The sequence below is a fragment of the Acinetobacter sp. TR3 genome (assembly GCF_027105055.1).
In the GTDB taxonomy this organism is placed as follows: Bacteria; Pseudomonadota; Gammaproteobacteria; order Pseudomonadales; family Moraxellaceae; genus Acinetobacter.
The window spans coordinates 3251823-3275859 of sequence record NZ_CP114264.1 but is presented as its reverse complement, the minus strand read 5'-3'; the positions used below and the strand labels follow the sequence as shown (position 1 = coordinate 3275859).

The 24037-nt window shown below is 39.0% G+C and carries 25 protein-coding genes; 19 read left to right on the top strand and 6 right to left on the bottom strand.

Annotated features, from left to right (window positions below; translation table 11 throughout):
• Positions 1-667: 667 nt before the first annotated feature.
• From rpmH to O1449_RS15655, 16 genes are all read left to right on the top strand, one after another.
• Positions 668-802 (top strand): 50S ribosomal protein L34, encoded by a 135-nt coding sequence (rpmH, locus tag O1449_RS15730; protein WP_000831329.1) that lies wholly within the window; start codon positions 668-670, stop codon positions 800-802.
• Between the two features lie 27 nt (positions 803-829).
• Positions 830-1225: a ribonuclease P protein component gene (gene rnpA / locus O1449_RS15725; RefSeq protein WP_004675434.1), complete on the top strand. Its 396-nt coding sequence runs from the start codon at positions 830-832 to the stop codon at positions 1223-1225.
• Positions 1226-1234: 9 nt separating this feature from the next.
• Entirely contained in the window at positions 1235-1558 is a 324-nt protein-coding gene (gene yidD, locus O1449_RS15720; protein ID WP_269229233.1) for a membrane protein insertion efficiency factor YidD, read from the top strand.
• 2 nt (positions 1559-1560) lie between these two features.
• Positions 1561-3321, top strand: coding sequence for a membrane protein insertase YidC (gene yidC, locus O1449_RS15715; protein WP_269238794.1), 1761 nt, complete (start codon positions 1561-1563; stop codon positions 3319-3321).
• Positions 3322-3435: 114 nt separating this feature from the next.
• Positions 3436-4791 carry a tRNA uridine-5-carboxymethylaminomethyl(34) synthesis GTPase MnmE gene (gene mnmE / locus O1449_RS15710; protein ID WP_269238793.1) on the top strand — a complete coding sequence of 452 codons (1356 nt, stop codon included), beginning with the start codon at positions 3436-3438 and terminating at the stop codon, positions 4789-4791.
• 206 nt (positions 4792-4997) lie between these two features.
• On the top strand, positions 4998-6254 hold the full coding sequence (locus tag O1449_RS15705) for a tyrosine-type recombinase/integrase (RefSeq protein ID WP_005158899.1): 1257 nt from the start codon (positions 4998-5000) through the stop codon (positions 6252-6254).
• Between the two features lie 21 nt (positions 6255-6275).
• Complete coding sequence (locus tag O1449_RS15700; RefSeq protein ID WP_005158893.1) at positions 6276-7295, top strand: virulence RhuM family protein; 1020 nt, start codon at positions 6276-6278, stop codon at positions 7293-7295.
• 971 nt (positions 7296-8266) lie between these two features.
• Positions 8267-8503, top strand: a complete 237-nt coding sequence (locus O1449_RS15695; RefSeq protein ID WP_005158892.1) for a helix-turn-helix transcriptional regulator — start codon at positions 8267-8269, stop codon at positions 8501-8503.
• A gap of 1 nt (position 8504) precedes the next feature.
• Positions 8505-8723, top strand: coding sequence for a helix-turn-helix domain-containing protein (locus tag O1449_RS15690; protein ID WP_034602643.1), 219 nt, complete (start codon positions 8505-8507; stop codon positions 8721-8723).
• Positions 8720-9238: a BRO-N domain-containing protein gene (locus O1449_RS15685; protein WP_269238792.1), complete on the top strand. Its 519-nt coding sequence runs from the start codon at positions 8720-8722 to the stop codon at positions 9236-9238. Before O1449_RS15690 ends, O1449_RS15685 begins: the two co-directional genes overlap by 4 nt.
• Positions 9231-9599, top strand: a complete 369-nt coding sequence (locus O1449_RS15680) for a hypothetical protein (protein WP_269238791.1) — start codon at positions 9231-9233, stop codon at positions 9597-9599. The genes O1449_RS15685 and O1449_RS15680 overlap by 8 nt, the downstream gene beginning before the upstream one ends.
• Positions 9600-9655: 56 nt before the next feature.
• Positions 9656-12091, top strand: a complete 2436-nt coding sequence (locus tag O1449_RS15675; protein WP_269239724.1) for a DUF927 domain-containing protein — start codon at positions 9656-9658, stop codon at positions 12089-12091.
• 783 nt (positions 12092-12874) lie between these two features.
• Positions 12875-13501 carry a hypothetical protein gene (locus O1449_RS15670; RefSeq protein WP_269229229.1) on the top strand — a complete coding sequence of 209 codons (627 nt, stop codon included), beginning with the start codon at positions 12875-12877 and terminating at the stop codon, positions 13499-13501.
• A 43-nt stretch (positions 13502-13544) separates the two neighbouring features.
• Complete coding sequence (locus O1449_RS15665; RefSeq protein WP_151835370.1) at positions 13545-13772, top strand: hypothetical protein; 228 nt, start codon at positions 13545-13547, stop codon at positions 13770-13772.
• Between the two features lie 132 nt (positions 13773-13904).
• Positions 13905-14345 (top strand): hypothetical protein, encoded by a 441-nt coding sequence (locus O1449_RS15660; protein WP_005158876.1) that lies wholly within the window; start codon positions 13905-13907, stop codon positions 14343-14345.
• 1727 nt (positions 14346-16072) lie between these two features.
• Positions 16073-16408 carry a hypothetical protein gene (locus O1449_RS15655; protein WP_004660542.1) on the top strand — a complete coding sequence of 112 codons (336 nt, stop codon included), beginning with the start codon at positions 16073-16075 and terminating at the stop codon, positions 16406-16408.
• Between the two features lie 75 nt (positions 16409-16483).
• On the opposite strand, the gene O1449_RS15650 is transcribed toward O1449_RS15655, so the two are convergent.
• Positions 16484-17665, bottom strand: a complete 1182-nt coding sequence (locus tag O1449_RS15650) for a PilT/PilU family type 4a pilus ATPase (RefSeq protein ID WP_269229228.1) — start codon at positions 17663-17665, stop codon at positions 16484-16486.
• A 438-nt stretch (positions 17666-18103) separates the two neighbouring features.
• Here O1449_RS15650 and O1449_RS15645 point away from each other — a divergent pair, with 438 nt between their 5' ends.
• Entirely contained in the window at positions 18104-18802 is a 699-nt protein-coding gene (locus O1449_RS15645) for a DsbC family protein (protein ID WP_269238790.1), read from the top strand.
• A 58-nt stretch (positions 18803-18860) separates the two neighbouring features.
• Here the strand turns inward: O1449_RS15645 and O1449_RS15640 are convergent, their stop codons facing one another.
• The 3 genes from O1449_RS15640 to guaD all read right to left on the bottom strand — a co-directional run bounded on the left by O1449_RS15640 (position 18861) and on the right by guaD (position 21413).
• Positions 18861-19112 (bottom strand): GlsB/YeaQ/YmgE family stress response membrane protein, encoded by a 252-nt coding sequence (locus O1449_RS15640; protein ID WP_004660536.1) that lies wholly within the window; start codon positions 19110-19112, stop codon positions 18861-18863.
• A 232-nt stretch (positions 19113-19344) separates the two neighbouring features.
• Positions 19345-19872: a hypoxanthine phosphoribosyltransferase gene (gene hpt / locus O1449_RS15635; protein ID WP_018679859.1), complete on the bottom strand. Its 528-nt coding sequence runs from the start codon at positions 19870-19872 to the stop codon at positions 19345-19347.
• 224 nt (positions 19873-20096) lie between these two features.
• Positions 20097-21413: a guanine deaminase gene (gene guaD / locus O1449_RS15630; protein WP_269238789.1), complete on the bottom strand. Its 1317-nt coding sequence runs from the start codon at positions 21411-21413 to the stop codon at positions 20097-20099.
• Between the two features lie 187 nt (positions 21414-21600).
• Here guaD and O1449_RS15625 point away from each other — a divergent pair, with 187 nt between their 5' ends.
• A complete protein-coding gene (locus tag O1449_RS15625; protein ID WP_269238788.1) occupies positions 21601-22074 on the top strand; it encodes a hypothetical protein in 474 nt (157 codons plus the stop codon).
• Between the two features lie 13 nt (positions 22075-22087).
• Complete coding sequence (locus O1449_RS15620) at positions 22088-22402, top strand: hypothetical protein (RefSeq protein ID WP_269238787.1); 315 nt, start codon at positions 22088-22090, stop codon at positions 22400-22402.
• A 34-nt stretch (positions 22403-22436) separates the two neighbouring features.
• On the opposite strand, the gene O1449_RS15615 is transcribed toward O1449_RS15620, so the two are convergent.
• Together O1449_RS15615 and O1449_RS15610 are read right to left on the bottom strand one after the other, a co-directional pair.
• Positions 22437-23597, bottom strand: coding sequence for a glutathionylspermidine synthase family protein (locus O1449_RS15615; RefSeq protein WP_269238786.1), 1161 nt, complete (start codon positions 23595-23597; stop codon positions 22437-22439).
• A 20-nt stretch (positions 23598-23617) separates the two neighbouring features.
• Entirely contained in the window at positions 23618-24007 is a 390-nt protein-coding gene (locus O1449_RS15610; protein WP_269238785.1) for a hypothetical protein, read from the bottom strand.
• Positions 24008-24037 lie beyond the last annotated feature (30 nt).

The following is a 24037-nucleotide window of genomic DNA, read 5'->3' as shown; positions in this document are numbered from 1 at the left end:
GTGCATCCCCTAATATCCATTTTAAATTCAAAAATAAAGAAACCACCAACCCCATCTTTCGAAGGGGTCGCCATTCTAACCAAGTTATCCACATCTGTCAGGCAAATTTATGAGACTTTTGCCGAAAAAGAAAGCATTTGATTATAAATTTAAATTTAAAACCACTTGTGTATAACTTTTTGCACAAGCTGTGGATAGTTTTAACTTTAAAGTTATCCACAATTTATAAAATTAATAAAAACATGGTTATCCACAAAGTAAATCCATGTTTAATCATACAAAAATAGAAATTTCCACAGAAAAAATGCACACTAATAAGAATAAATTTAAATTTTAAAATTTGAATTTACTTATAGAGCTGGATTGGATTGTGGATAACTAAGCATATCGAAATTTAAATTCAAAATCCAAGAATTAAATTTAAATTAGAATCTTAGTTGTTGATAAGCCTGTATGTAAGCTGTGAATATAGTTGAATATTGATATAATATAAAGAGATAGCTTGTGTATATTTTTTGTTTTCCATTATGTGAGATATTTACTAGGTGTCTTATTGCTTCAAAACAGAACAAACAAAATGTAAAGTTTTTGATTTTCCATTGACAGCGTAAACATTGCACAATAAAATCGCGGACCTTTATAGAAAGATCATTTTGGGAGTTTCGATATGAAACGTACTTTCCAACCATCTGAATTAAAGCGTAAACGCGTTCATGGTTTCCGCGCTCGTATGGCTACTAAAGCAGGTCGTCAAGTTTTAGCTCGTCGTCGTGCAAAAGGTCGTCATAGCTTAACTGTTTAATACTGTTAAGCTGACCAGATTTGGGTGATGGCACTTTACAGTTTCGGCATTGAATCTCGTATTCGTTGTGCCGCTGATTACAAAAGTGTATTTGATGGTGCACTTTTTAAAGTGCACCAGCCCCATTTCCTTTTTTTAGCAAAATTAACCGAACAGCCAAATAGCCGTTTGGGTATTGTCGTTGCTAAAAAGAAAGTGCGTCGTGCTCATGAACGAAATCGAATAAAACGTCTTGCTCGGGAGAGCTTTCGCTTACACAAAGTGCAATTTAATGCTGATATCGATATTGTGGTAATGCCTAAAGTTGGTATAGAAGCAATCGCAAATCAAGAATTACATCAACAATTAGAGTTTGCTTGGCAAAAATTACAACGCTTAGCAAAAAAGCATTCAAAAGCTGTTATAACATCCTCACAAAATTAGAGATCTCCAATGGTACGATTACTACATTGGTTGATAAGATGTTACCAGATTGCTATTAGTCCATTATTGGGTCCTCGTTGTCGCTATATTCCTACTTGCTCGCAATATGCGATTGAAGCATTGCAAACACATGGTACGGTCAAAGGTGTCTGGTTATCGACTAAACGAATTTGCCGTTGTCATCCTTGGGGCGGCTCAGGCTACGATCCAGTACCACGCAAAGCACTTCGTTTTATTTCGTTTCATCAAATAGATTCTCAAATGCATCACGTTGCTGTACCCTTTCGTGATCGTTTATTCAAGCAAAATCTCTCTAACCATTTGGGATTATAGATATGCAACAATGGGCCAGATTTGCAATTCTTGGAGCCATGTTTGTTACCGCATATTTGCTTATTTTGGCTTGGCAAAAAGATTATGGTCATGCTGCACCGGCACCGCAACAACAAGCGGCGGCTGTGACTGCACATGAAGTATCTGCAGATTTGCCAAACGCTCAAAATGCAACAGCGGCTTCAGACTTGCCACAAGCAAATGTGACTGCATCACAAACCACAGAACATAATACATCTGTGAGTCAGCAACTGATTTCAGTACAAACTGACCTTTATCACCTTTGGATCAATCCAAAAGGTGGTGATATCGTCCGTATTGAATTGTTAAGCCATGATGAAAGCAAAGACAGCGATAAACCGTTTGTCATGCTGGAAAGTGATGCGAAACGTACCTACGTCGCTCAATCGGGGTTGATTGGTTTAAATGGGCCAGATAGCAGCCGTGGCGGCCGTCCAATGTATGATGTTGAGAAAACAGCATACACCTTGGCAGATGCGAAAAGTGTAGCGTCGAAAGATGGTAAAACACATCAAGTGTTGACTGTGCCGTTGGTATTTAAAACACCTGAAGGTGTGGAAGTGATCAAGTCGTTCACCTTCACGCAAGGCGATTACCCAATTACCGTTAAACATCAAGTTATTAACCGTAGTCAGCAAAACTGGCAAGGTCAAATGTTTGGTCAGTTAAAGCGTGATAATTCGGATGATCCAGGCAAGTCTTCACAAGGTATTTTCACCTTAGGTACTTATCTTGGTGGCGCTTGGGGTACACCAGAAGCGCATTATAACAAGTTAAAATTTGCCAATTTTAATGACGAAAAATTAAATGTTGAAGCCAAAGGTGGCTGGGTTGCCATGGTTCAGCATTATTTTGTCAGTGCTTGGATTCCTGGGAATTTAAAACTGACTCAGGCTGATGGTCAGCCTTATGCTGCGAAATTAGAATCACGTCAGTCTAATGATAAAATGAATATCATGGGCTTTACCTCTCCTGTGATCAATGTCCCTGCTGGTACTTCAATGGAAGTAGACGCAAAATTGTATGCCGGTCCAAAAGTTCAATCTGAACTTAAAGATTTAGCTGCTGGTTTAAACCAAACTGTAGACTATGGTTGGTTATGGCCGATCGCTAAATTATTGTTCTTGGGCTTGCAATTTTTCCATAACATTATCGGTAACTGGGGATGGTCAATTATCTTATTGACGATCTTAGTGAAGTTGATTTTATGGCCACTTTCTTCAAAAAGTTATCGTTCGATGGCGAAAATGCGTGTGATTGCACCAGAAATGCAACGCATGAAAGAAGAATTTGGCGAAGACCGCATGCGTTTCTCTCAAGAAATGATGGCACTTTATAAGCGTGAACAAGTTAACCCATTGTCTGGTTGCTTGCCATTGCTATTACAAATGCCAATTTTCTTAGCCTTGTATTGGGTATTGATGGAATCTGTTGAACTCCGTCATGCACCGTGGTTAGGTTGGATTCAAGATTTATCTGCGATGGATCCATGGTTTATCTTGCCGTTGATCATGGGTGTGACCATGTTCGTTCAGCAAATGTTGAACCCTCAACCAACTGATCCAATGCAAGCCAAAGTATTCCGTATCATGCCAATTATGTTTACGGTATTCATGTTGTTCTTCCCTGCAGGCCTCGTGCTTTACTGGATCGTCAACAATAGTATTACCATTTTGCAACAATGGTTTATTAACAAAGGTGTCGAAAAAGACCGTCTCAACAAAGTTGAGCCGAGCGCTTAAGTTCGAACTTTTACTGAATAAATCCGCTTAAGATGGTAATCTTAGGCGGATTTTTCTTTGTCTGTATTTAGGGTTCCTGTTTCATAACCCTTGTGTTTTTTAGGTGAATTTAACATGCAACATCAAACCACAATTGCTGCGATTGCTACCCCATTAGGTCGTGGTGGTGTGGGCGTGATTCGACTTTCTGGCCCTAAAGCTTATGCCATTGCTGAACAGTTGACCCAAAAACAATTACCTGCTGCACGAATGGCAGGCTTCCGTCAGTTTTGTGATGCCGATGGCTCGGTGATGGATGAAGGGATCGTATTATGTTTCCCTAACCCACATTCGTTTACGGGTGAAGATGTGGTGGAGTTACAAGGGCATGGTGGTCCTGTGATTCAGAATGCGTTATTAGCACGTTTACTTGACTTGGGTGCGACTGCTGCAAAAGCAGGTGAATTTTCTATGCGTGCTTTTGAAAATGGCAAAATGGATTTGGTGCAAGCAGAAGCAATTGCCGATTTGATTGATGCCACTTCACAAGCAGCAGCTCGTTCTGCAGTTCGATCCTTACAAGGTGCATTTTCAACCAAAATTAATACAGTTTTAGAAAAACTAATTCACTTGCGTTTGCATGTCGAAGCGGCGATTGATTTCCCTGAAGAAGAAATTGATTTCCTTGCCGATGGCAAGATTCTGGCTTTGTTGGATGAGGTACAGGACTCAGTTCAAGCGGTACAGCAGTCTGCTCGTCAAGGACAGCTATTGCGTGAAGGTTTACAGGTGGTGATTGCGGGTAAGCCAAATGCAGGTAAATCCAGCCTGTTGAACGCGCTCGCAGGCCATGAGCGTGCCATTGTGACTGATATTGCAGGTACTACTCGTGATGTACTACATGAAAAGATCAGTTTAAATGGCTTGCCGATAACCCTAACTGATACTGCAGGTTTGCGTGAAACTGGCGATATCGTTGAGCAAGAAGGGATTCGTCGTGCAATCAAGGAAATCGAACAGGCAGATTTATTGCTGTTGGTGTATGACTTGAATCAAGGTGATGAACCATTGGAGCTTGCACATGAGTATTTTGCTGATCATTTAGAACCCAAAAGGTTGCTATTGATTGGCAATAAATGCGATTTAACGGGGCAAGATGCCACATTAAGTGATTATCAAGGCTTCCGTCATATCAGTGTCTCCGCAAAACAAGATATGGGTGTTCAGGCGCTCATAGAGGCGATTACAACGCATGCGGGCTTCCAACCTGAGGAAGACACCTTTATCGCCCGAACACGTCATTTAGATGCAATGAAGCGTACTCAGCGTTATCTTGCAGAAGCACGTGAGCAGTTAGTTGTGTTCAATGCAGGTGAACTGGTAGCTGAATCATTGCGACTGGCTCAAAATGCGTTGGGCGAAATCACTGGTGATTTCAGTGCCGATGATTTACTCGGAAAGATTTTTGGTTCGTTCTGTATTGGAAAGTAATTTCATATTTTGGTATTGTTCAATAAGTTCCAGTGTGTTTTAAAGAGAATATATAAAGCATTAAGTTATAGTGGCTTAGTGCTTTTTTAATGCCTTTTAGTTGTTCAATAGTATTCAATACATTCATACAGTGCTATGATTTTTTTAGTCTCGATGTAGTATCTTTAGATTGAGATTAGGATAAATGTAATTTTGAGACTAAATATATGCCCACAGACAATGGTTATACCTTTGGTACAGATCGGGAAGTTCTAAACCTGAAACCACAGGAAAAAATCTATACAGCAAAAGACAAGTCGAATAATGGACTATTCCTAGAGATTAGACCGACTGGACGCAAAACATGGGCATATCGCTACACTTTCAACGCTAAGCAAGAAAAGCTAACACTTGGTCGCTATCCTGATCTATCTCTTAAAGATGCTAGGCAGGCACGAGATGAAGCAGCAAACCAAGTTGCTAAAGGTATCTCACCACAACAGCAAAAAATCAAAGAACAACAAGGACAGCTTGAAACGATACTATTTCGAGACTACGGCGAACGCTACACCAAAGAAGTGATACTAAAAGATCGTGCAAACCCTGAATCAATGCTGATGTATCTCAATAATGACATTTATCCCATGCTAGGGCATATCGCTATGAAAGACATTGGTATAGATGATATACGCCGCACGATATGGCGCAAAAAAGAACAGGGATATGATGCAGCAGCTAACCAAGTCAGAGGTTTATTAAAGCGTATGTTTGATTATGCAGTGACGCTTGGATTAGTTCCGCATAACCCTGTTTTAGCTATACCAACACGTCATGTATTCAAAGCCAAACCTAGAGACCGCTATCTGTCTACTGGAGAAATCCGTACCTACTACACTACTCTACTCGATTCACGTATCTATAAGTCACGCAAATTAGGCTTGTTGCTGTCATTGCTGACATTGGTTAGAAAGTCCGAGCTATTGAGGGCTAAGTGGGAGCATATCGACTTTGATCAAAAGATATGGCTAATCCCCGAAACTAAAGCAGATAGCAAGACTGGACATAGCCGTGAAATGGTCGTGTATATGTCTAGCCAAGTGATTGAGATATTCAAGGAATTAAAGACCATTGCAGGCGGTGAACCTTATGTCTTTGTTGGTCGTCAACGTGGCACACATATCAGTGCAAACGCATTTAACACAGCGCAAAAGACAGCACTGGCATTAACCGATATTCCTAACTTCACGATTCACGATCTACGCCGCACAGCAAGCACACATTTAAATGAACAAGGTTTTAACCGTGATGCAATTGAGAAATGCTTAAACCACACGGCGACTGGAGTACGTGGCGTATATAACAAGGCAGAGTATGCAGAGGAACGAATCAAGATGATGCAGAAATGGAGTGATTTTGTATTTAGTGTGATTTATGAACCGAATCTCATATTTTTTAATGAAGTAAAGCAGCGTAAAAGCAGTTAAATAATAATTTTGGAGTAGCTTATGACAAGTACAAATACTGGTGAATTTATTTTATATGTCTCCGAAGATGGTGAGTTAAAAATTGATGTCCGATTGTTAGATGAAACAATATGGCTAACCCAAAAACAAATGGCTGAGATGTTTCAGAAAGACGTTAGAACCATTAGCGACCATATTAAAAATGTCTTTGATGAGGGTGAACTTGATCAAAATTCAGTTATCCGAAAATTTCGGATAACTGCTAGTGATGGTAAAAGCTATGATACACAGCATTATAATTTAGACGTCATTATTTCCGTTGGTTATCGAGTTAAGTCTAATCGTGGTACACAGTTCCGTATATGGGCAACAAAGGTATTGCGTGAGTACATTGTCAAAGGTTTTGCAATGGATGATGCAAGGCTTAAAAACGGCGGAAATAACCAGTATTTTGATGAATTACTTGCACGTATTAGAGACATTCGAGCATCGGAAAAGATGTTTTATCGAAAGGTTTTAGACATTTATGCTACTAGTGTTGATTATGACCATAAAGCAGCAGAATCTTTAAAATTCTTTCAAACCGTGCAAAATAAAATGCACTGGGCAGCACATGGGCATACAGCAGCCGAAGTAGTTTTTAACCGTGTAGACGGTACAAAACCAAACATGGGAATGACTAGTTTTAGTGGCTCGGGACATCCTAAGTCCAAAGACATTGCTATAGCAAAAAATTATTTAGATGAAAAAGAAATAGACCTACTTAACCGTATTGTGACCATGTACCTAGACTTTGCTGAAATGCAGGCAATGAATGGCATTCAAATGTATATGAAAGATTGGTTAGCAAAGCTTGATCAGTTTTTAAGTTTTAATGGTCGTGAAGTATTAGACCATTATGGCAAGATTTCACACCAACAAGCTGAAAATAAAGCCAAGTCAGAATATGCACTTTATAAACAGCAATACATTGATTATCAAACGCCTGTAGATCGGCATTTTGAAGAAGCTATTAAGGACGTAGAACAAATCGCTAAGCAGCAACCACGCAAAAAATCTTGATTTTAACTCCCTCGAATTCGAGGGAATTAAGCCTAAAACAGGATATATTTGTAACGAGTTGTAATCAATCACATGATAACAATATTATTCTAATTTGAATAAAATATTCATTAAAGTGAACAACTTATATAAGTTTACTTATATTTTTGTTATAGCTTATTTAATCAAGTCAAATAGATAGGATGTGTCCGTTTAAGTCCGTTTCAATCCGTTTAAGTCCGTTTCAAAACAGTGCATTAATGATATTGGACGACAAGATTTAGCGCAGTTAGCGATTTACTAAACAGTAGAGAGGTAGCCATTTATACAAAACTCAATTAAGATTAATTTATTCATTGAGCTGTAACAAATTCAAATGCAGGCAGTGGGTATACAGATAGTGAAGTTTGAAAGTACAGCCTAAAAGATTGGGGCAAAGTGAAATTGATAGATCAAACTGACGAATAGACTAAGTGAATATACTGATGAATGAAATATTAAATACTGACTTACTCCCAACCGACTGCATCTAAAACATAAACTATTTAAACAATCGTTGAGTCTAAGCCTTTGCTATGTAGAAAGCGGACAATAAAAAAGAGCTAAGAACGCCAATTCTTAACTCTTTTGGTGACACGGCGGAACGCCAATTCTTTCGTGTCGATGTCTTAAAACTGCTATGCAAATGTTGAAGCTCTTAAATTAAATAGTCCTAGCCGACACAGAAATAAAGGAACTTTTGGAAATGTAAGACAGTTAAAAAACAAGTTTTATCGGTACTCCGATATGGGTAAGCGAGCTTACCCTATAGATGAAACTATAACTATAGTTATTAATTGATGCAAACAGATTGTTTACCTAGCTAAACACTATTGTTTGCGATTGAATCTATTGAATAGCTTTATCTGTCTGATAATAATTAGTTTTTCCCTCTTAATTACTTTCTATTTCCTATTTTGTGTCTAGGCGTATCCATACTGGAGAACGTTTAGATGAATTTATCTAAAGAACAGCAAAACGAAAACGTCCGCTTAATCCGCCGCAAAGAAGTCCAAACCAAAACTGGACTTGGTGCGTCATCTATTTACGCCATGATGAAAAATGGTGAATTTCCACAATGCTTGAATCTGTCCGAACGCCGTGTCGCTTGGATTGAATCAGAAGTTGACCAGTGGATTGCTAATCGTATTGCACAGCACAAAGCCACCATTGCAACGATGGGGGCATAACATGAACAAAACTACTCAAGACCAAACCATCCTAGACCACCTCCAACAAGGCAAAACCATAAGCCAAGCCGAAGCCATAGAGCTATGCGACTGCTACCGCCTTTCGGCTGTCATTGACCGATTAAGAAAGCAAGGTTTTGAAATCGTGACCCATAACGAAAAGAACCTAAACAGCAAAGGCACACATGCCCGATACGAATTAAAAGAGGTGGCAGCATGAACGCCTTAACCCATTTCGATTTTAAATCCAGTTGCGTTCGTATTGTTTTAGATGACAACGGCGAACCTTTATTTTGTTTGGCGGATGTATACAAAGCTTTAGACATAAGCCGTACATCACGCCTATTTCGTGAACTTGACCCAAAGGGTGTGGCGGATTGCCACATCCCTACTAATGGCGGAAATCAAAAACTGATTTTTATCAGTGAACCAAATCTATACCGTGTCATTTTTAGATCAAACAAACCCGAAGCGATTAATTTCCAAAACTGGGTATTTGCAGAAGTTTTGCCAATACTTAGAAAGACAGGTGAATACAGTTCACCACACGCACGACAAACCGCTTATGAGGAACTTAACCGCCTTTGTATGCAAGAAAAGGTATCAAAGGACAAAGGCACATTTCACAGCTTAGGTATGCACCGCCGTAAGCATGAAAAGCATTTAAACGCCAAGCGTATCCAAACATGCAAAGCAAATTTGCAGATTGCTTTTGAGGGGTTACACCATGATTGAGTATGTAGACCCTGAATTTTTTAAAGCCTTTGACCACTACAAAGCAATGCTTGAGCAGTATGGGGAACACCACCCCATCACTGAGCAGGCATTCATTTTAACAATGCACTACACGCCTGAGCATATCAAAGAAGAAATGCACCAAAAGGCTAAGGAATTAAACCTATTACCACCGCCAAGTGGTTACACCGATGAGGGCGAACCTATGTACCGCCTAGAGGACATTGCCAAACATTTTGGCATCAGTTTTGAAGAAGCAGAACAGCGTTTATTGCAGATGATGGATAACCGCCAAAAGGTCGGTTTATCAAATGATGGGGTTTTGATTAATCCGAACTCTAATTTTAACCGTGTGCAGTAGGTGGCAGCATGAGCGAAATAGATTTTAGATCCGCAACTCAAGCCGACAACCAACCCATGACTGATAATATCTATGATGTTGCAGTCGGTTTATCAAATGCTACCCCTCAGAAACAACAAAGCCCACTTGAGCGAGTGGGCAATGATGCAAGCGATTCAATTGTCGAAGCACTTGAAGAATATACAGTTCCATTATTTAACAACAATCCGCTACACGGTGCAATGGTTAAAATGATGGGCGGTTGTCCTGTAGAAATCCGCCGTTCAGTGATTGAGAACGCCACCCAGTACGGTTTTGCAGAGAAGAATGCCCTATATGGTTTGGCGGTATTTGATCTTTTTGACGAAAACCTACAACCGACTGGAGCAGTATTTACCAATCCAACGATTGAGGGATTCAAGGATATTGTTTTTGGTCGTGGTGGCTTGTATTTCAATCGGTCAAAGTTAAACGAATTACCTTTGATTGTGACTGATGATATTCACCTTGCATTTAAAACGACATATCCAGTCTATGCGCCATATAGTGATAGCAAGATCAAAGCCTATACCCTCAAGGCATTAATGAAAGCACATCCTGATCTATATGTGATTGCCCCAGTCCATCAACAGGACGACATACAACGCCGTTATACTGACCTCGATGTCAAAATAGCATTTATTCCTGAACCGCCTAATTTTGCTATGTCGCAAGATGAACTGGATAGCATGATTCAGGTGGCAGTTGAACAAGCCAAAGCCCCACCCAAAGGACATTTAGCCAAACCGTTCAAAATGGATGATGGTTCTTGGTTGCATGTATTGGAAAGCGGTTTATATCAGATCAAGGAAAAACAGGACGAGAACGGCGAAACCAAGCAAAGCAAAATACTCATTTCAAATGCTTTGATTATTTTGGGAGAAGCTCGAAGCCTAAAAAATGACAACTGGAAACGTGTTATCCAGTTCCATGATAAAGATCGTACTTTGCATACATTGATTATCCCTTATGAGCATTTCATGGGTGAAGCACAGGACGCTTTAAAGTTGATTGCTAGTCATGGATTGATGCCACCACGTCAGACCTACAAGAAAAATGTATTCATCAACTACATTCAAGACTACCCCATCGAGAAGCGTTTTCGTTGTGTAGATCGTACTGGATGGTATGGCAATACCTTTGTCACCACCAACCGCACCTATGGCAACCAAGACGATGAACAACTGTTATTCAATAGCGAGATGAAAGACCCTTACAGCACTATGGGAACGCTTGAGGGATGGCAAGAATTAAGCCGATTGATTGAACCTCATGCCCTTGCTGTATTGTCCTTTGCATGTGCATTTTCGGGGCAATTGGTGACACCACTGGATATAGAAAGCGGCGGCTTTCATATTTACGGTACTTCAACCGATGGCAAAAGCACGATTACAAAGGCAGCTTGTAGCGTATGGGGCAGACCGAAAGACGTGTCGAAGTCATGGCGCACTACTGACAACGCTTTAGAAAATGATGCAGAACTCCGCAATGATAATTATCTCAATCTCGATGAACTACGGCAGGCAGTCCCGAAAGCCGTGTCGGATATTGTGTATATGCTGACAGGCGCACAGGGTAAAGCACGGGGCAGTAAATCGGGCAGAAATAGAGAAAATAAGCAATTCAATCTGATGTACACCTCTACAGGTGAAATTGCTTTAGAAGATCATTTAAGACGTGGCGGTATCGAAATGGATGCAGGGTTATTACTCCGCTTTGCTCATATTCCCAGTGATGCAGGCAAAGGATACGGGGTACTTGAGTGTATCAATTATGGCAATAGCTCCAGTGATGTTGGCAACCGTATCAATGAGCTATCCGCCAAACACTACGGACATGCAGGCATCAAGTGGCTTGAATATCTGACTGCAAACAAAGATGACTTGATGCTACAAGCACAATCCATGCTTGATGACTTCATAGCCAAACATGCCACCAAAAACAGCCAAGCGGTGCGAGTATTACGCCGTTTTGCACTGGTGGCAGTTGCAGGCGAACTAGCAACACAGGCAGGCATCACGGGATGGCAGCAAGGGCGAAGTTTTGACGCTGTAGGGCAATGTTTTAATACTTGGCTAGGCACACTGGGCAACGGCGAAAACATTGAGGAAACCAAGATACTGGAGCATTTCAAGGCATTCTTTGAAGCACATGGGACAAGCCGTTTTGAAAGCCTAACCGTTATCCGCCATCCTGATGGTGAAGTGATTAGACCACGTATTCACAACCGTGTCGGCTACTATGACCCTGATGAGCGTATTTACCTTGTATCAAGCACTATGTTTAAACAGGAAATGTGTATCGGCATCAATGAAGCCACCGCCAAAAAGGTGCTTAAATCGAATGGATGGCTTGTACTGGGTGAAGATGACCGAGTAGTGAAGCGCATGGGCGGAAAATTACCCGATGGCAGCCGCCCGAGAATGATGCACTTTAAGGCTGATGTCATGCACAGCTTTGATGATGAATCCTAAAATAGCGTTTTTAAGATGGGACGTGTGGGACGTTATCAATATATTTTAATGTAATACATTGTTATATATAAATATTATAACGTCACATTAATTAAATTATATGGTTTTTAAATGTGGGACATAGATGGGACGTGTGGGACGTCATTTAATATACGTCCCATTGTGTCCCAAGTATCATACTGATATTTTGGACGTATTTATTATAGAGTGGGACGTATGTTTTTTATATATAATCAATATCTTATCTATGCACGTCCCAAAAGTCCCACACGTCCCATCTAAAAAGGCACATACATACAGCTAAACGAGAGAACAACATGACAAATGTCATTCACATCATAATTGGGGTTACTGCTCTTTCCATTTTGGTTGGCAGTATATTCTTGTATTTTCGCTGGAAGTCTATCAAGGCTCTAAATAAGCTGAACCGTAAAGCGATGTGTATCCACATTCCTGACTTTATTGACCCTAATCCTATTAAGGTCAACAGGAATACAACCAATAGACGAAGAATCTTATGTAGTGGGCATTTTGAAATGCTGAAAAAACAGAAAAAAAACTCACAATCACTAACTTATTACCCTGACGACACCCTTTAAAAAACACACTTAAAACCACGCTATAACGTATATATGACAAGGTTTAAACGGTTATTTATAGATAATTTTATATCTTAATTCCATCAAGGTAGAGTGAAAAAATGCCCCATAAATGACACTGTTACACGGTAACGATAATAATTAGATTGTGTTAGACGCTGAAAATTTAACAAGGTGAACAGAGATGACCAACGAAACAGATCAAAACGAAGTTGCGATAAATAAAGGCGGCAAAATCAAATCAAAAAAAAGCGATTCAGACAAAGCGATTGAGGACTTTCTACAGAATCCCGAAACACTCAACGCCATTGTGATTGATTCATTCAAAGGAAACCTTTTTGGCGAACGTGTAGAACTTGGCGGCATTATTGACTCATTGCAGCAAAGCAGCGAACAGCTACAAAGCGACACTCCCTTGTTACTAGCGGAGCGTATTTTAATGTCACAGGCGCAAAGTCTTAACGCCGTGTTTTGTGATATGGCAAAAAGAGCTAACAGGCAAGAATATGTGGCGAATATGGACAAACTTCTAAGGCTAGCACTCAAAGCACAAAGCCAGTGCAGGGCAACACTGGAAACCTTGTCCAATATCAAGAATCCCCCAGTCATATTCGCTAAGCACGCCAACATTGCCCACAATCAACAAATCAATAACCAACAGGTAAACAATAGCCCACAAGGTACGGCGCAAAGTGAGCAAACAAGCGAACCAGTACAACATGCACAATCTGCTATTGAGCAACAGCCAAAGCAAGCCATACCAACGGTTACAGATGCAAAAATTACCGCTAGAAAGGTTAAGGCAATATAGTTTGTTTGTTTAAATTAAAATATTTCTCACGTGCGAGGCATATATGAGCAATAAACACTACTGGACAGAAGAACGCCGCCAAGAACAACGAGACAGAATCAACGCAGTCAAACCGTGGTTAAAGTCTACAGGTGCGAAAACGGCAGCAGGCAAGGCAACAGTTAGCCGCAACGCCTACAAGGGCGGTATAGCATCAAACATAAACGAGTTAGTAAAACAGGCAAATGCAATGTTTAAAGAACAGAAAGAAGCTATAAAGCGGATTGTTTAATTGAGACACCTTTAACTTATTTTTGAAAATCAGATTTTTTTTGTGAGTGTGGTACTGGGCGGTGTCCTATCAACGAGCCACTAAAAACTTTTACCCTCCCCCCTATAGTCTTTTTTTATGAGGTTAAAAATAATGAGTAATCCAGTCGGCAGACCAACAAGCTACAATGCTGAAATCACAGAAAAGATAATTGACCTTGTTATTGATGGTCAGCCAATCCGATTCATATGTTCTCAAGTCGATATGCCCTCAGTCGCTACTGTGATGCGGTGGTTACATGATTATCCAGAGTTTGCAAAGCAATATGCTTTAGCTAAAGAAATGTACGCTCATTGCATCTTTGACGAAATACAGCACATTGCAGACACTTGTGACCCAGCCGAAGTGCAGAAAGCCAAGCTCATGATTGACGCTCGTAAATACATAACAAGCAGACTTGCACCCAAAAAGTATGGTGAAGCTAGTTTGATCGAAGCACCAACGGAAGAAGAACAAAAAGACCGTGAAATCATCATTACAAGGCGCATCGTTGGGGCACAGCTTAGCGACCTATTAGAGAATGAAGAAATATAGTCTTATGCTCTCATAATTCACCAAGTAGTGAATCAAGTCAGGTGTGAGGGCGCATGAAGCAGACTTGACCGCCCAAGCGGTTGAGCAAGTTCACCATCAAGGTGTAGGTGAGCATGAAGCACACTGGGAATGACCATAAGAATATTAAACGTAACGTTTTGTCATGTTTTGAACTTAGGATTACTTAGGATTTCTTAGCAACTACTACGGAAAACTCATGTTCTGACAGTCTGATAAGTTGGTACGCAAAGAACAAGTTCACAGTGAAGTGCGCACCCAAAACACTATTTTAAAAAAAATGACACGGTTTTGAATAACAGGTTTTGACAGGTTATCAATGTCAAGTTTTGACAAGTCCGAGCAGCCAGTGGAAAGTAGTATTTTGTAGTATTTCAAACCATAACAATTGATAACAGGCAGCACCGCAAAGGATGCCGTAATGATTTCAGGTTTTATCAGGTTGTGAACTTAGTATTACTTAGTATTTATGCAGTCTATAACCATAGGTTTTGATAGGTTTTGACTAACATTTACTAATATGTGCAGTGTTTTGAATATCAACAATTGTTAACAGCATGGCGTCTTTGAATACTAGGTTTTATAAGGTTTTGTATTTTTGAAACTGAAGTTTTATGAAGTCGGACAGCGAAAAATTTCGTTCAGTGGGGCATCTCTTAACTTTCACCATTGATGAGAGTTTAAAACAATGTTTATCCTTAAAATTGAGGTTATCCCTTAACTACATTTAAAGTGTAGTAGCGGATCAAGAACATTTACCCCACTGGGGGGAATATGCTCAAATTTGAGCGCATCTAAACAACCAAGCTACTTAATCAGCCACTTGGACGGCTAAGTTAATTTAGGATTACGTTATCGTTTCGGTAATCACCGAAACCCATGCAAGTGACTAGCTCAAAGATAGTTAGTGAGTATCTTTAAGCTACTCACAATGGATAAGATTCTAAATCTAATCCCACCTGAGCCACTAAATAGAGGAGCAGCTTTAAATACTCTATTCCGCTTCAATTAAATGATGGGAGCGAAAAAACACAGCAAACCGCTATACCGTCAGACAATAATCAATAAAACGCGCGCGCGCGCGAGGGAGAGAGTAAAACGTGGTTTTAATTCTTAAAATCCCAATAGAGTTATAGTGTGATTATTCGGGCGGTTTCTAAATAAAATAATTTTGAAATTTTCCCCTCCCCCCAGTGGTCAAGATAACCATACCTGAGCCGCCAATCATGACAGCGCAAAACAGCCTAGCGTTGACATAATTAGTCCCACATTAGTCTCAATAAAAATATGAGTTTTTTAAGTAATTGTTTTTATTTATTTTAATTGGTTAAATTACATTCTGTATTGGAAAGTAATTTTTTAAGAGTCTAAAATTTTATATAGGCATTAAGAATATCTTCTTAGTGCTTTTTTGTAGAATTTATTGCGTATTTTATGCCAAATAAAGAATTAATTTTTTTAGATTAATAAGTAACAGCTAAAAAGTAAACATGTATTTTTTTTGAAATTAATAAATAAAATACAATCACTTATGGTGGTTTTTGATTTTTTACGCATGTTTAATTGCCTAAATACACTTAAAAATTATTAATTCGTTTCATTATTTTGCTTATATAGCTTGAATTTATCTTGTGAATATAAATTAATATATTTTAAAATTAGTGATGAGAAACTGATTAAATTCTAAAATTAATATTAGGTTATATACCGTGAACTATTTTATTTTGGCTGTATTTTTTTGTATGTTTTCAACATTTATTTATGCGAAAACAGAGATCTATCAATGTAAAGAGAATGGATCTGTTATATTCCAATCCAAACCTTGCAAAGGTACAGGTCAGACTGTAGCTGATAAGGTCAAAGAACAACAACAAGCAAAAGAACGTAAACTTGCTGAAATTCAGGAAAAAGAAAAACTTTTACAAGAGAGATTAAAGCACCAGCCGAAAAAAGAAGTCGGTTTTAAAGCAACTATCATAAATTTTAAGAATAAAATGATTCGTTATTGGCATGCTTTAAAGAAGAAATTTTCAATTGATTCCTAAAATATTGAATATAAATCTTTAGATTTTTAAAAAACAGCCTAAATAATTCCTATTATTTAGGCTGTTTTTTTATGTTTAAACGCCTTGCATTTCTTGCTCTTCAGAGTCTTCTTTCAGCATATTTAAAGAAGTTGCTGCACTGGCTGGAACACCTTCTTGACGAGTACTTTTCAGCTTAATTTGTAAGCGTAACTCATTCAATGAGTCAGCATTACGTAACGCTTCATCATAACTAATTGCACCTTCGTTATATAAATCAAACAAGGCCTGATCAAAAGTTTGCATACCTAATTCACGAGATTTAGTCATAATTTCTTTAAGATTATGAAATTGACCTTTTAAAATATTTTCTGCAATTAATGGTGTATTCAGTAGAATCTCTACGGCTGCACGACGACCTTGACCATCTTGAGTACGGACCAAGCGTTGAGAAATAATGGCTTTCATATTGGATGAAAGATCCATTAGTAATTGATTGCGACGTTCATCTGGAAAGAAGTTGATAATTCGATCTAAGGCTTGGTTGGCATTGTTTGCGTGGAGCGTCCCTAAACACAGATGCCCTGTTTCAGCGAAAGCAATCGCATGTTCCATGGTTTCAGTATCACGGATTTCACCGATCAGAATTACATCAGGTGCCTGACGCAAAGTGTTTTTTAAGGCATGGTGCCAAGTATGGCAATCTACACCTACTTCTCGGTGGGTAATCATTGATTTCTTATGCTTGTGTACATATTCCACGGGGTCTTCAACCGTAATAATATGCCCCGCCGAATTTTCATTACGATAATCAATCATTGCCGCTAATGAGGTTGATTTACCTGACCCCGTACTTCCTACGACTAATACTAAGCCACGTTTTTCCATCATGACATTTTTCAAAGATTCTGGAAGTTTGAGCTTTTGGAAAGTGGGTATTTCTGAGGTAATAGTTCGGATGACCATGCCGATTTGTAGTTGTTGCTTAAATACATTAACACGAAAACGAGATACATCAGGAATGTTGATTGCGAAATTACATTCCCATTCGTTTTCAAACTCTTGGCGTTGTTTTTCATTCATTAGGCTATATGCAAATAGCTTGGTTTTTTCTGCTGTTAAGATTTGCTGTCCCAACGGACGCATCAAACCTTGTAATTTTATACTCGGTGGAAAGTCTGCTGTAATAAATAAATCTGAGCCGCCATATTCGACCACTTTGGTCAGCATATGAAACATAAACGTTTTGGCTTCTTCTAATAGTTCCGAATTATACATGGATATACCTAAATTTTAAGACAAGACTGAACATAGTCAGAGGATGTGAAGTTAAAACTAATCATGCAAAGGAAAACATATCCTTATTTCTTTAAAATGAAGCCCCAAAAGTTCTGTAATTCATCTCTGTCTATTCAAGCATAATGAAAACACAGAAGTTGCCTTGCTGATTCTGTTTTAATTATTCCAAAAATAAACCAAACGATCTAGTTTGATTTTTATTTATTATATGAATATCAATACAATGTGAGAATTTTTGTCATTTTTTTACCAAAACGAGCTTTTTTATCTGTGATTTGAAACCACTTTAAAAAAAACAGATGTTCCACGTGAAACATGACGATGATTGGTTGGCTTTTGGTTGTGACTGAGTAAGCTGTGCAATTTATGAGGATAAGCCTGATTAAAATAGCGCTAATTATGAGTTGAGTATGAGACATGTTAAAAAGAATCGCTTTATTTTCATTATTGAGTTGCACGTCTGCGATGATTTTTGCAAATGTAGAAACCTTAAAAAATAATTTAAATCAGCAATACCCCAATATTCATGTTAGCAATATTCAAGCAACAGAAATGACAGGACTTTATAGTGCCAATTTAGACAATCAGATTATTTATTTGGATGAAAATGCCCAACATATGTTTATTGGTTCGATGGTTCGTTTAAAAGATCAAAAGAATCTGACCAAGGACTTGGTTCTAAAGCAAAATTCAATTGACTGGAAACAATTACCTTTAAAAGATGCAATAAAAACGGTAAAGGGTAATGGCAAACAGCAGCTCGCTATTTTTTCAGATCCGAATTGTCCATATTGTAAGAAATTAGAAGCTGAACTGGATAAGCTCAATGATGTCACCATTTATACGTTTATCTACCCATTAAAAGCACAATCGATTACGGTCTCAAAATCGATTTGGTGTGATCCTAACCAAGCTTACGCGTGGAAAAATTTATTGCAAAAGAATGTACAGCCTAAAGAAAAAAACTGTGCTAATCCGATTGATCGCAATCTAGAATTAGGGAAAAAATTAGGTATAGAAGGAACGCCAACGCTGATATTCGGGAATGGCCTGAAAATGGTTGGCGGGCGGAGTGCTGCAGACATTCGGATGATTTGGAAAGAACTCGGTTTATAAATAAAAATGCCCAATGCATTGTAATAAAATGATTTGGGCATTTTTAATTTATTTTGTTCTAACTTTTCTTGGTGACTAGATTGTAGATGAATAAAATAATAATGGCACCAATGACGGATGCGATAAAGCCAGCCGCTGAGTTTTCACCATATAATCCAAGTAAGCGGCCACCGTAGGTTGCTAATAATGAACCTGCAATCCCTAATAAGGTGGTAACAATAAATCCTGCTTTATCTTCACCAGGATGCAACGCACGGGCAATTAAACCTGCAAAAAAACCGACCACAATCGCTACAATGAGAGACCACATCACCTTTTCTCCTTGTTTTACCATAGTATTTGTTTGTTATTATCCTGCTAGATTTAGCCTAACTCTGTCTGTAGTGGATTACTGAGTTATGTCGTATTTTTGTGCAATCTTTATCGTGTTTTGATTAACAAGCTAGAATAAAAAAGGCGCTTTTAGCACCTGAGTCATGCGCTGCTTCGATTACAGCGCAAGATGAAGCTTATAATTTATATATCGTTAGAGCATGTAGTGATTAAAGACCAATTTCACCGATAAAAGGAAGGTGACGATACTTCTGATCAAAATCCAGTCCATAACCAACAATAAAGCGATCTTCGACTTCAAAACCTAAGAATTTTACGTCCAAATCAATTTCACGGCGTGATGGTTTACTCACCAAAGTACACAGTTCAATTGAATTCGGGTTACGTGTTTTAAGCATTTCAACCACTTTGCTCAAGGTATTGCCTGAATCAATAATATCTTCAACAACAAGCACATCTTTACCGTGAATCTCGCCATCAAGGTCTTTTAAAATTTTGACATCGCGGGTTGAAACTGTCCCGCCACCATAGCTAGACACGGTCATAAAATCGAGTTCGTGTGGTTTTTCGATTGAACGGCATAAATCTGCCATAAAAATGACTGAGCCACGCAGTAAGCCAATCAATACCAGTTCTTTATCACTTTGAGCATAGTGTGCATTGATCTTTTCACCAAGTTCTTTGACTTTGGCTTGAATCTCTTCGCTCGAAATCATAATGCGCATTGCAATGGTCATCGGTAGATTCCTAAAACTTAAAAAAGGGAAAATAAAAAAGGTGTTGACCTGCAACACCTCGTAATCTTGAGCTAATATGGCAATTTTAAAACAAAATCAGATTTCATGCACCTTTTGATGGTGAAGAAAATGTTTCATTTTGAGCAGATGTACTGTCACGTTTCAATAGCACTACAGATCCAATAGCCAACAATAAAAATCCAAACTTTTGTTTGTTTAAAATTTTAGTTTTGACTATAGGCTTTTTGTCCATAGATATAGGTTGCCTCGACATTTCGATCATCCCCCATGGTAAATAATGCAAATAGACTATCTTCAAGTGATTTAGCACGAGACTGACGTAATTGTTGCAATGCTGTTGGCTTGAGATTTAACACCACAAAATCAGCTTCTTTACCCACATTGAAGTTACCTAGCTTGTCATCGAGATCTAAGGCTTTTGCACCGCCTAAGGTCGCATGATACAGCGATTCGTAAGCTGATAATTTGTCAGCTTGCAACTGTTGTACTTTGTAAGCCTCATTGACCGTTTGCAATAGACTAAAAGAAGTCCCTGCCCCAATATCGGTTCCCAAACCGACTTTAACCTGTTGCTGCCATGTCTTTTTCAATGGGAATAAACCACTGCCTAAGAACAAATTTGAGGTTGGGCAGAACGCAATTGCAGAGTCAGTCTCATGCATACATTGCCATTCAGCATCTTCTAAATGAACGCAGTGAGCAAATACGGAACGCTGACCCGTTAAGCCATAATGATGATAGACATCTAAATAACCCTTTTGTACTGGGAATAGATCTTTGACCCATGCAATTTCATCTTTATTTTCGCTTAGATGAGTATGTACATAAACATCAGGATATTCAGCTTTGAGTTGCCCTGCTCTTTCAAGTTGTTCATGTGTAGAGGTTGGAGCAAAGCGTGGGGTGATGGCATATAAAGCACGACCTTGACCATGCCACTTCTCAATGAGTGCCTTAGAATCATCATAGGCGCTCTCTGCGGTATCACACAGGGCTTCAGGTGCATGACGATCCATCATGACTTTACCTGCAATTAGACGCATCTGATGATTTTCTGCGGCTTCAAATAAAGCATCTACTGATTCAGGATGAACCGTACAAAATACCAGTGCAGTGGTTGTGCCATTTTTAAGCAGTTCATTCACAAAAAACTTGGCGATCTCGCTCGCATAAGTTTTGTCTTTAAACTGGATTTCAGTTGGGAAAGTATAAGTGTTTAACCAGCTTAAAAGCTGTTCGCCGTAAGCACCGACCATTTCCGTTTGTGGAAAGTGAATATGCGTATCGATCATGCCTGGGATGATCAATTGTTCTGGATAATGCTGAATATCAACGTTTGCAGGAAGATGGTCTTGAGCATCGTTCCACGTGCCAAACCAGCGAATTTTGCCTTGTTCCGTGATGATGACACCATCTTCGAGATAACGGACTTGATCTGCAATTTGATTTGCTTGAGCAACAGTTTTTTGAATATCTAAGAAGCGACCACGGATAACAGTGATGGGAGTAGCCAAAGTCATAACAACCTACAATTTTACTTTTTTCGATTGATTGTACTCGATTTTGCTGGTTTTACTGGATTATTCGTCTAATTTAAGTATAGAAAGCCGAGCGAGGTATGAGTAATTGATTGAATCAATTCACTTTACTTTTCGGTGTAAATACGTAAATTGTCAGCAATAATTATACTTTTTGGAAAAAATAAAGATGTATTATTGGAATACCAAAGCATTAGCACATGAGTTGGCTGAGGACACTCTAAGTAAACAACATTATAAAAACTATTATCTCGCAGCGGCATTGGTGGTGAGTGCTGTGTACTATTACGGTATGTATTCCCCTTATTCTGATATTCGAGTTATTGGGATTGAAGCTGCGTTGACCCTATTGATTATGCTGATTGGGATTCAACGGACTTATCAAGCCAATGGCGCTGATCAAGGTGTCCATTTCTTAAATCGAGTCACGGCGTTGTCTTTTCCTATTTTGATGCAAAATACTGTGTTTGGAATTGTTTTTGGGCTAGTTTTATTGGGAATTTATCAATATTTTGGTTTAGCGCAAACAGCATTTGAAATGTGGTACGAATGGTGTGTTTCGGCTTTTACCATTTTTCTGCAAATTTTATTTTTTACTCGTTTGGTGTCTTATATAAAACGGGTTGCAGCGCATAGGATTTAAAGAATTAAAAGATATGAGTAAATTTTTAATTATTCCGATTCAATTGGATTATGGGGCAGAAGGCGCATTGTGGTATACCCCATATCAATCCTATAAAGAAATTATTAAGTACTGGCAAGCCATGGAGCAAGTAGGCTATCGCCATCCAACCAATTTAAGCCATTTATTTCCTCAAGGAAAACTCCAATACTTTGGAAGTAAAGATATGGGATTCTTTGATGATTTGTATTTTTCTGCACCACTTCGAATCATGATTGATGATAATTATTCTTCCTTTTTAAAATTTAAGGGTAAAGAATATTTTCATAAGGGGAAATTGTTCTTATAGTTCATGTTAAGGCTTGAATGATTCAATCTGCAAATTATTCCACAAAATAATGTGCGGCAAAATGGGCATCATTGCCAATAATGTCGTAGCAGTCTTCTCGAATAGACATGCCAGCACATTGATGTCCGACCATCCATAAACCGAGCGTTGGTAGCTGTCCTGAAAATAATGGAGTCTCTACCCATTTTTGTACCACATAGCCATATTTATCATAGTCATCAAAATAGAAACTACCAGAAGCAGCTCCTTGATCTTGACCATCTTGCAATACTCGGATATTCGCCCCTTCCCTTGCTAAGATCGGTTTTTTCACCCATTTGCCAGAGAATTTTTGCTGTGGATCAAAATGATGAGTCTCGACCAAAAGTGGGTGATTTGGATAGCGTTTCCAAAGTTCGACTAAAATCGCTTTATTGGAGAGTAGCATTTTCCAACATGGTTCGATCCAATTCGATTGCGGACTCAGATATTGAGAGAATGATTCTTCCCAAATCCATTCCCAAGGATATAACTTGAATAGGTTTTGAATCGGTCGATTATTCAGATCAACAAAACGTTGTCCATTCCAGCCAATATTTTCCATTGAAAGTTCAGAAACTTGTAGATGCGCTTGAAAAGCCGTATCCATTAAATATTCTAGATTGCCCCAATCCTCTCGCCCTGCCTCCTGACAGGCTGCAAAATGCACGTGACTTCCTCGCGGTAGAATCGTTCCCCAACGCTTAATCAAGTCTTCGTGAATACTGTTAAACTGATCTCGATTCGAAATCCCAGATACTTGTTCGATCCAGAGCCATTGTGCTACTGATGCCTCTAACAGTCCTGTGGGAGTATCAGCATTGTATTCCAGCATTTTGATATTGCGCCCATCATAGGCAAAGTCAAAGCGTCCATATAGCATTGGCGCATTTTGTCGCCAAGACTGCTCGATTTGTGCAATTGCGGCAGATGGAATCTGGAAATAATCAGGATAATTACCGCGTTGAATCAAATCACTTGTCACAGCTAAACACATTTGGTGGAGCTCATTGGCTGCATCTTCAAGCTGTTCAATTTGCTTCAATGTAAATTCGTAGGCAATTCCTTCTGACCAATAAATCGAACCATCCAGTGAGGGTAAGTTAAAGTAGTCAAAACCAATCTTTTGGTGCTCAAGCTGCCAGTCGGTACGCGGTGTAAGGATTTTTCTTTTCATCTTGAGTTTCAGTCTTTTAATTAGCCACCAAATGATGAGCCGCCACGACCGAAACCGCCACGAATAGGTGATGATACAGAATAGCGTTTTGCAGTGGTTGAAATTGAAGGTTGTCCCACACTGAGATTGGTATGTGGTCTCAAGGTGTTGCCTTTAAAAGAGACTTCACGATTATGTTGATAATATTGTGGTCCTAAATAACGCCCAGAACCAAAGCCACCATAATAACGAACGCCAGCAGTAGAACTTCCACCCCCTGAGCTATTTTCTTCTTCACAAGTTTCAGTATTCCAGTCTGTTGCACAATCATATTGATTGTTATAAACATCTTGTACTAGCGGCCCATCATTATGGCTGCAAGCACTCAGTAATAATGGTACAACTACAAGATTAATTTTTTTAGAACGCATGAGACCCCACTCATTTTAATTTGCTTGATC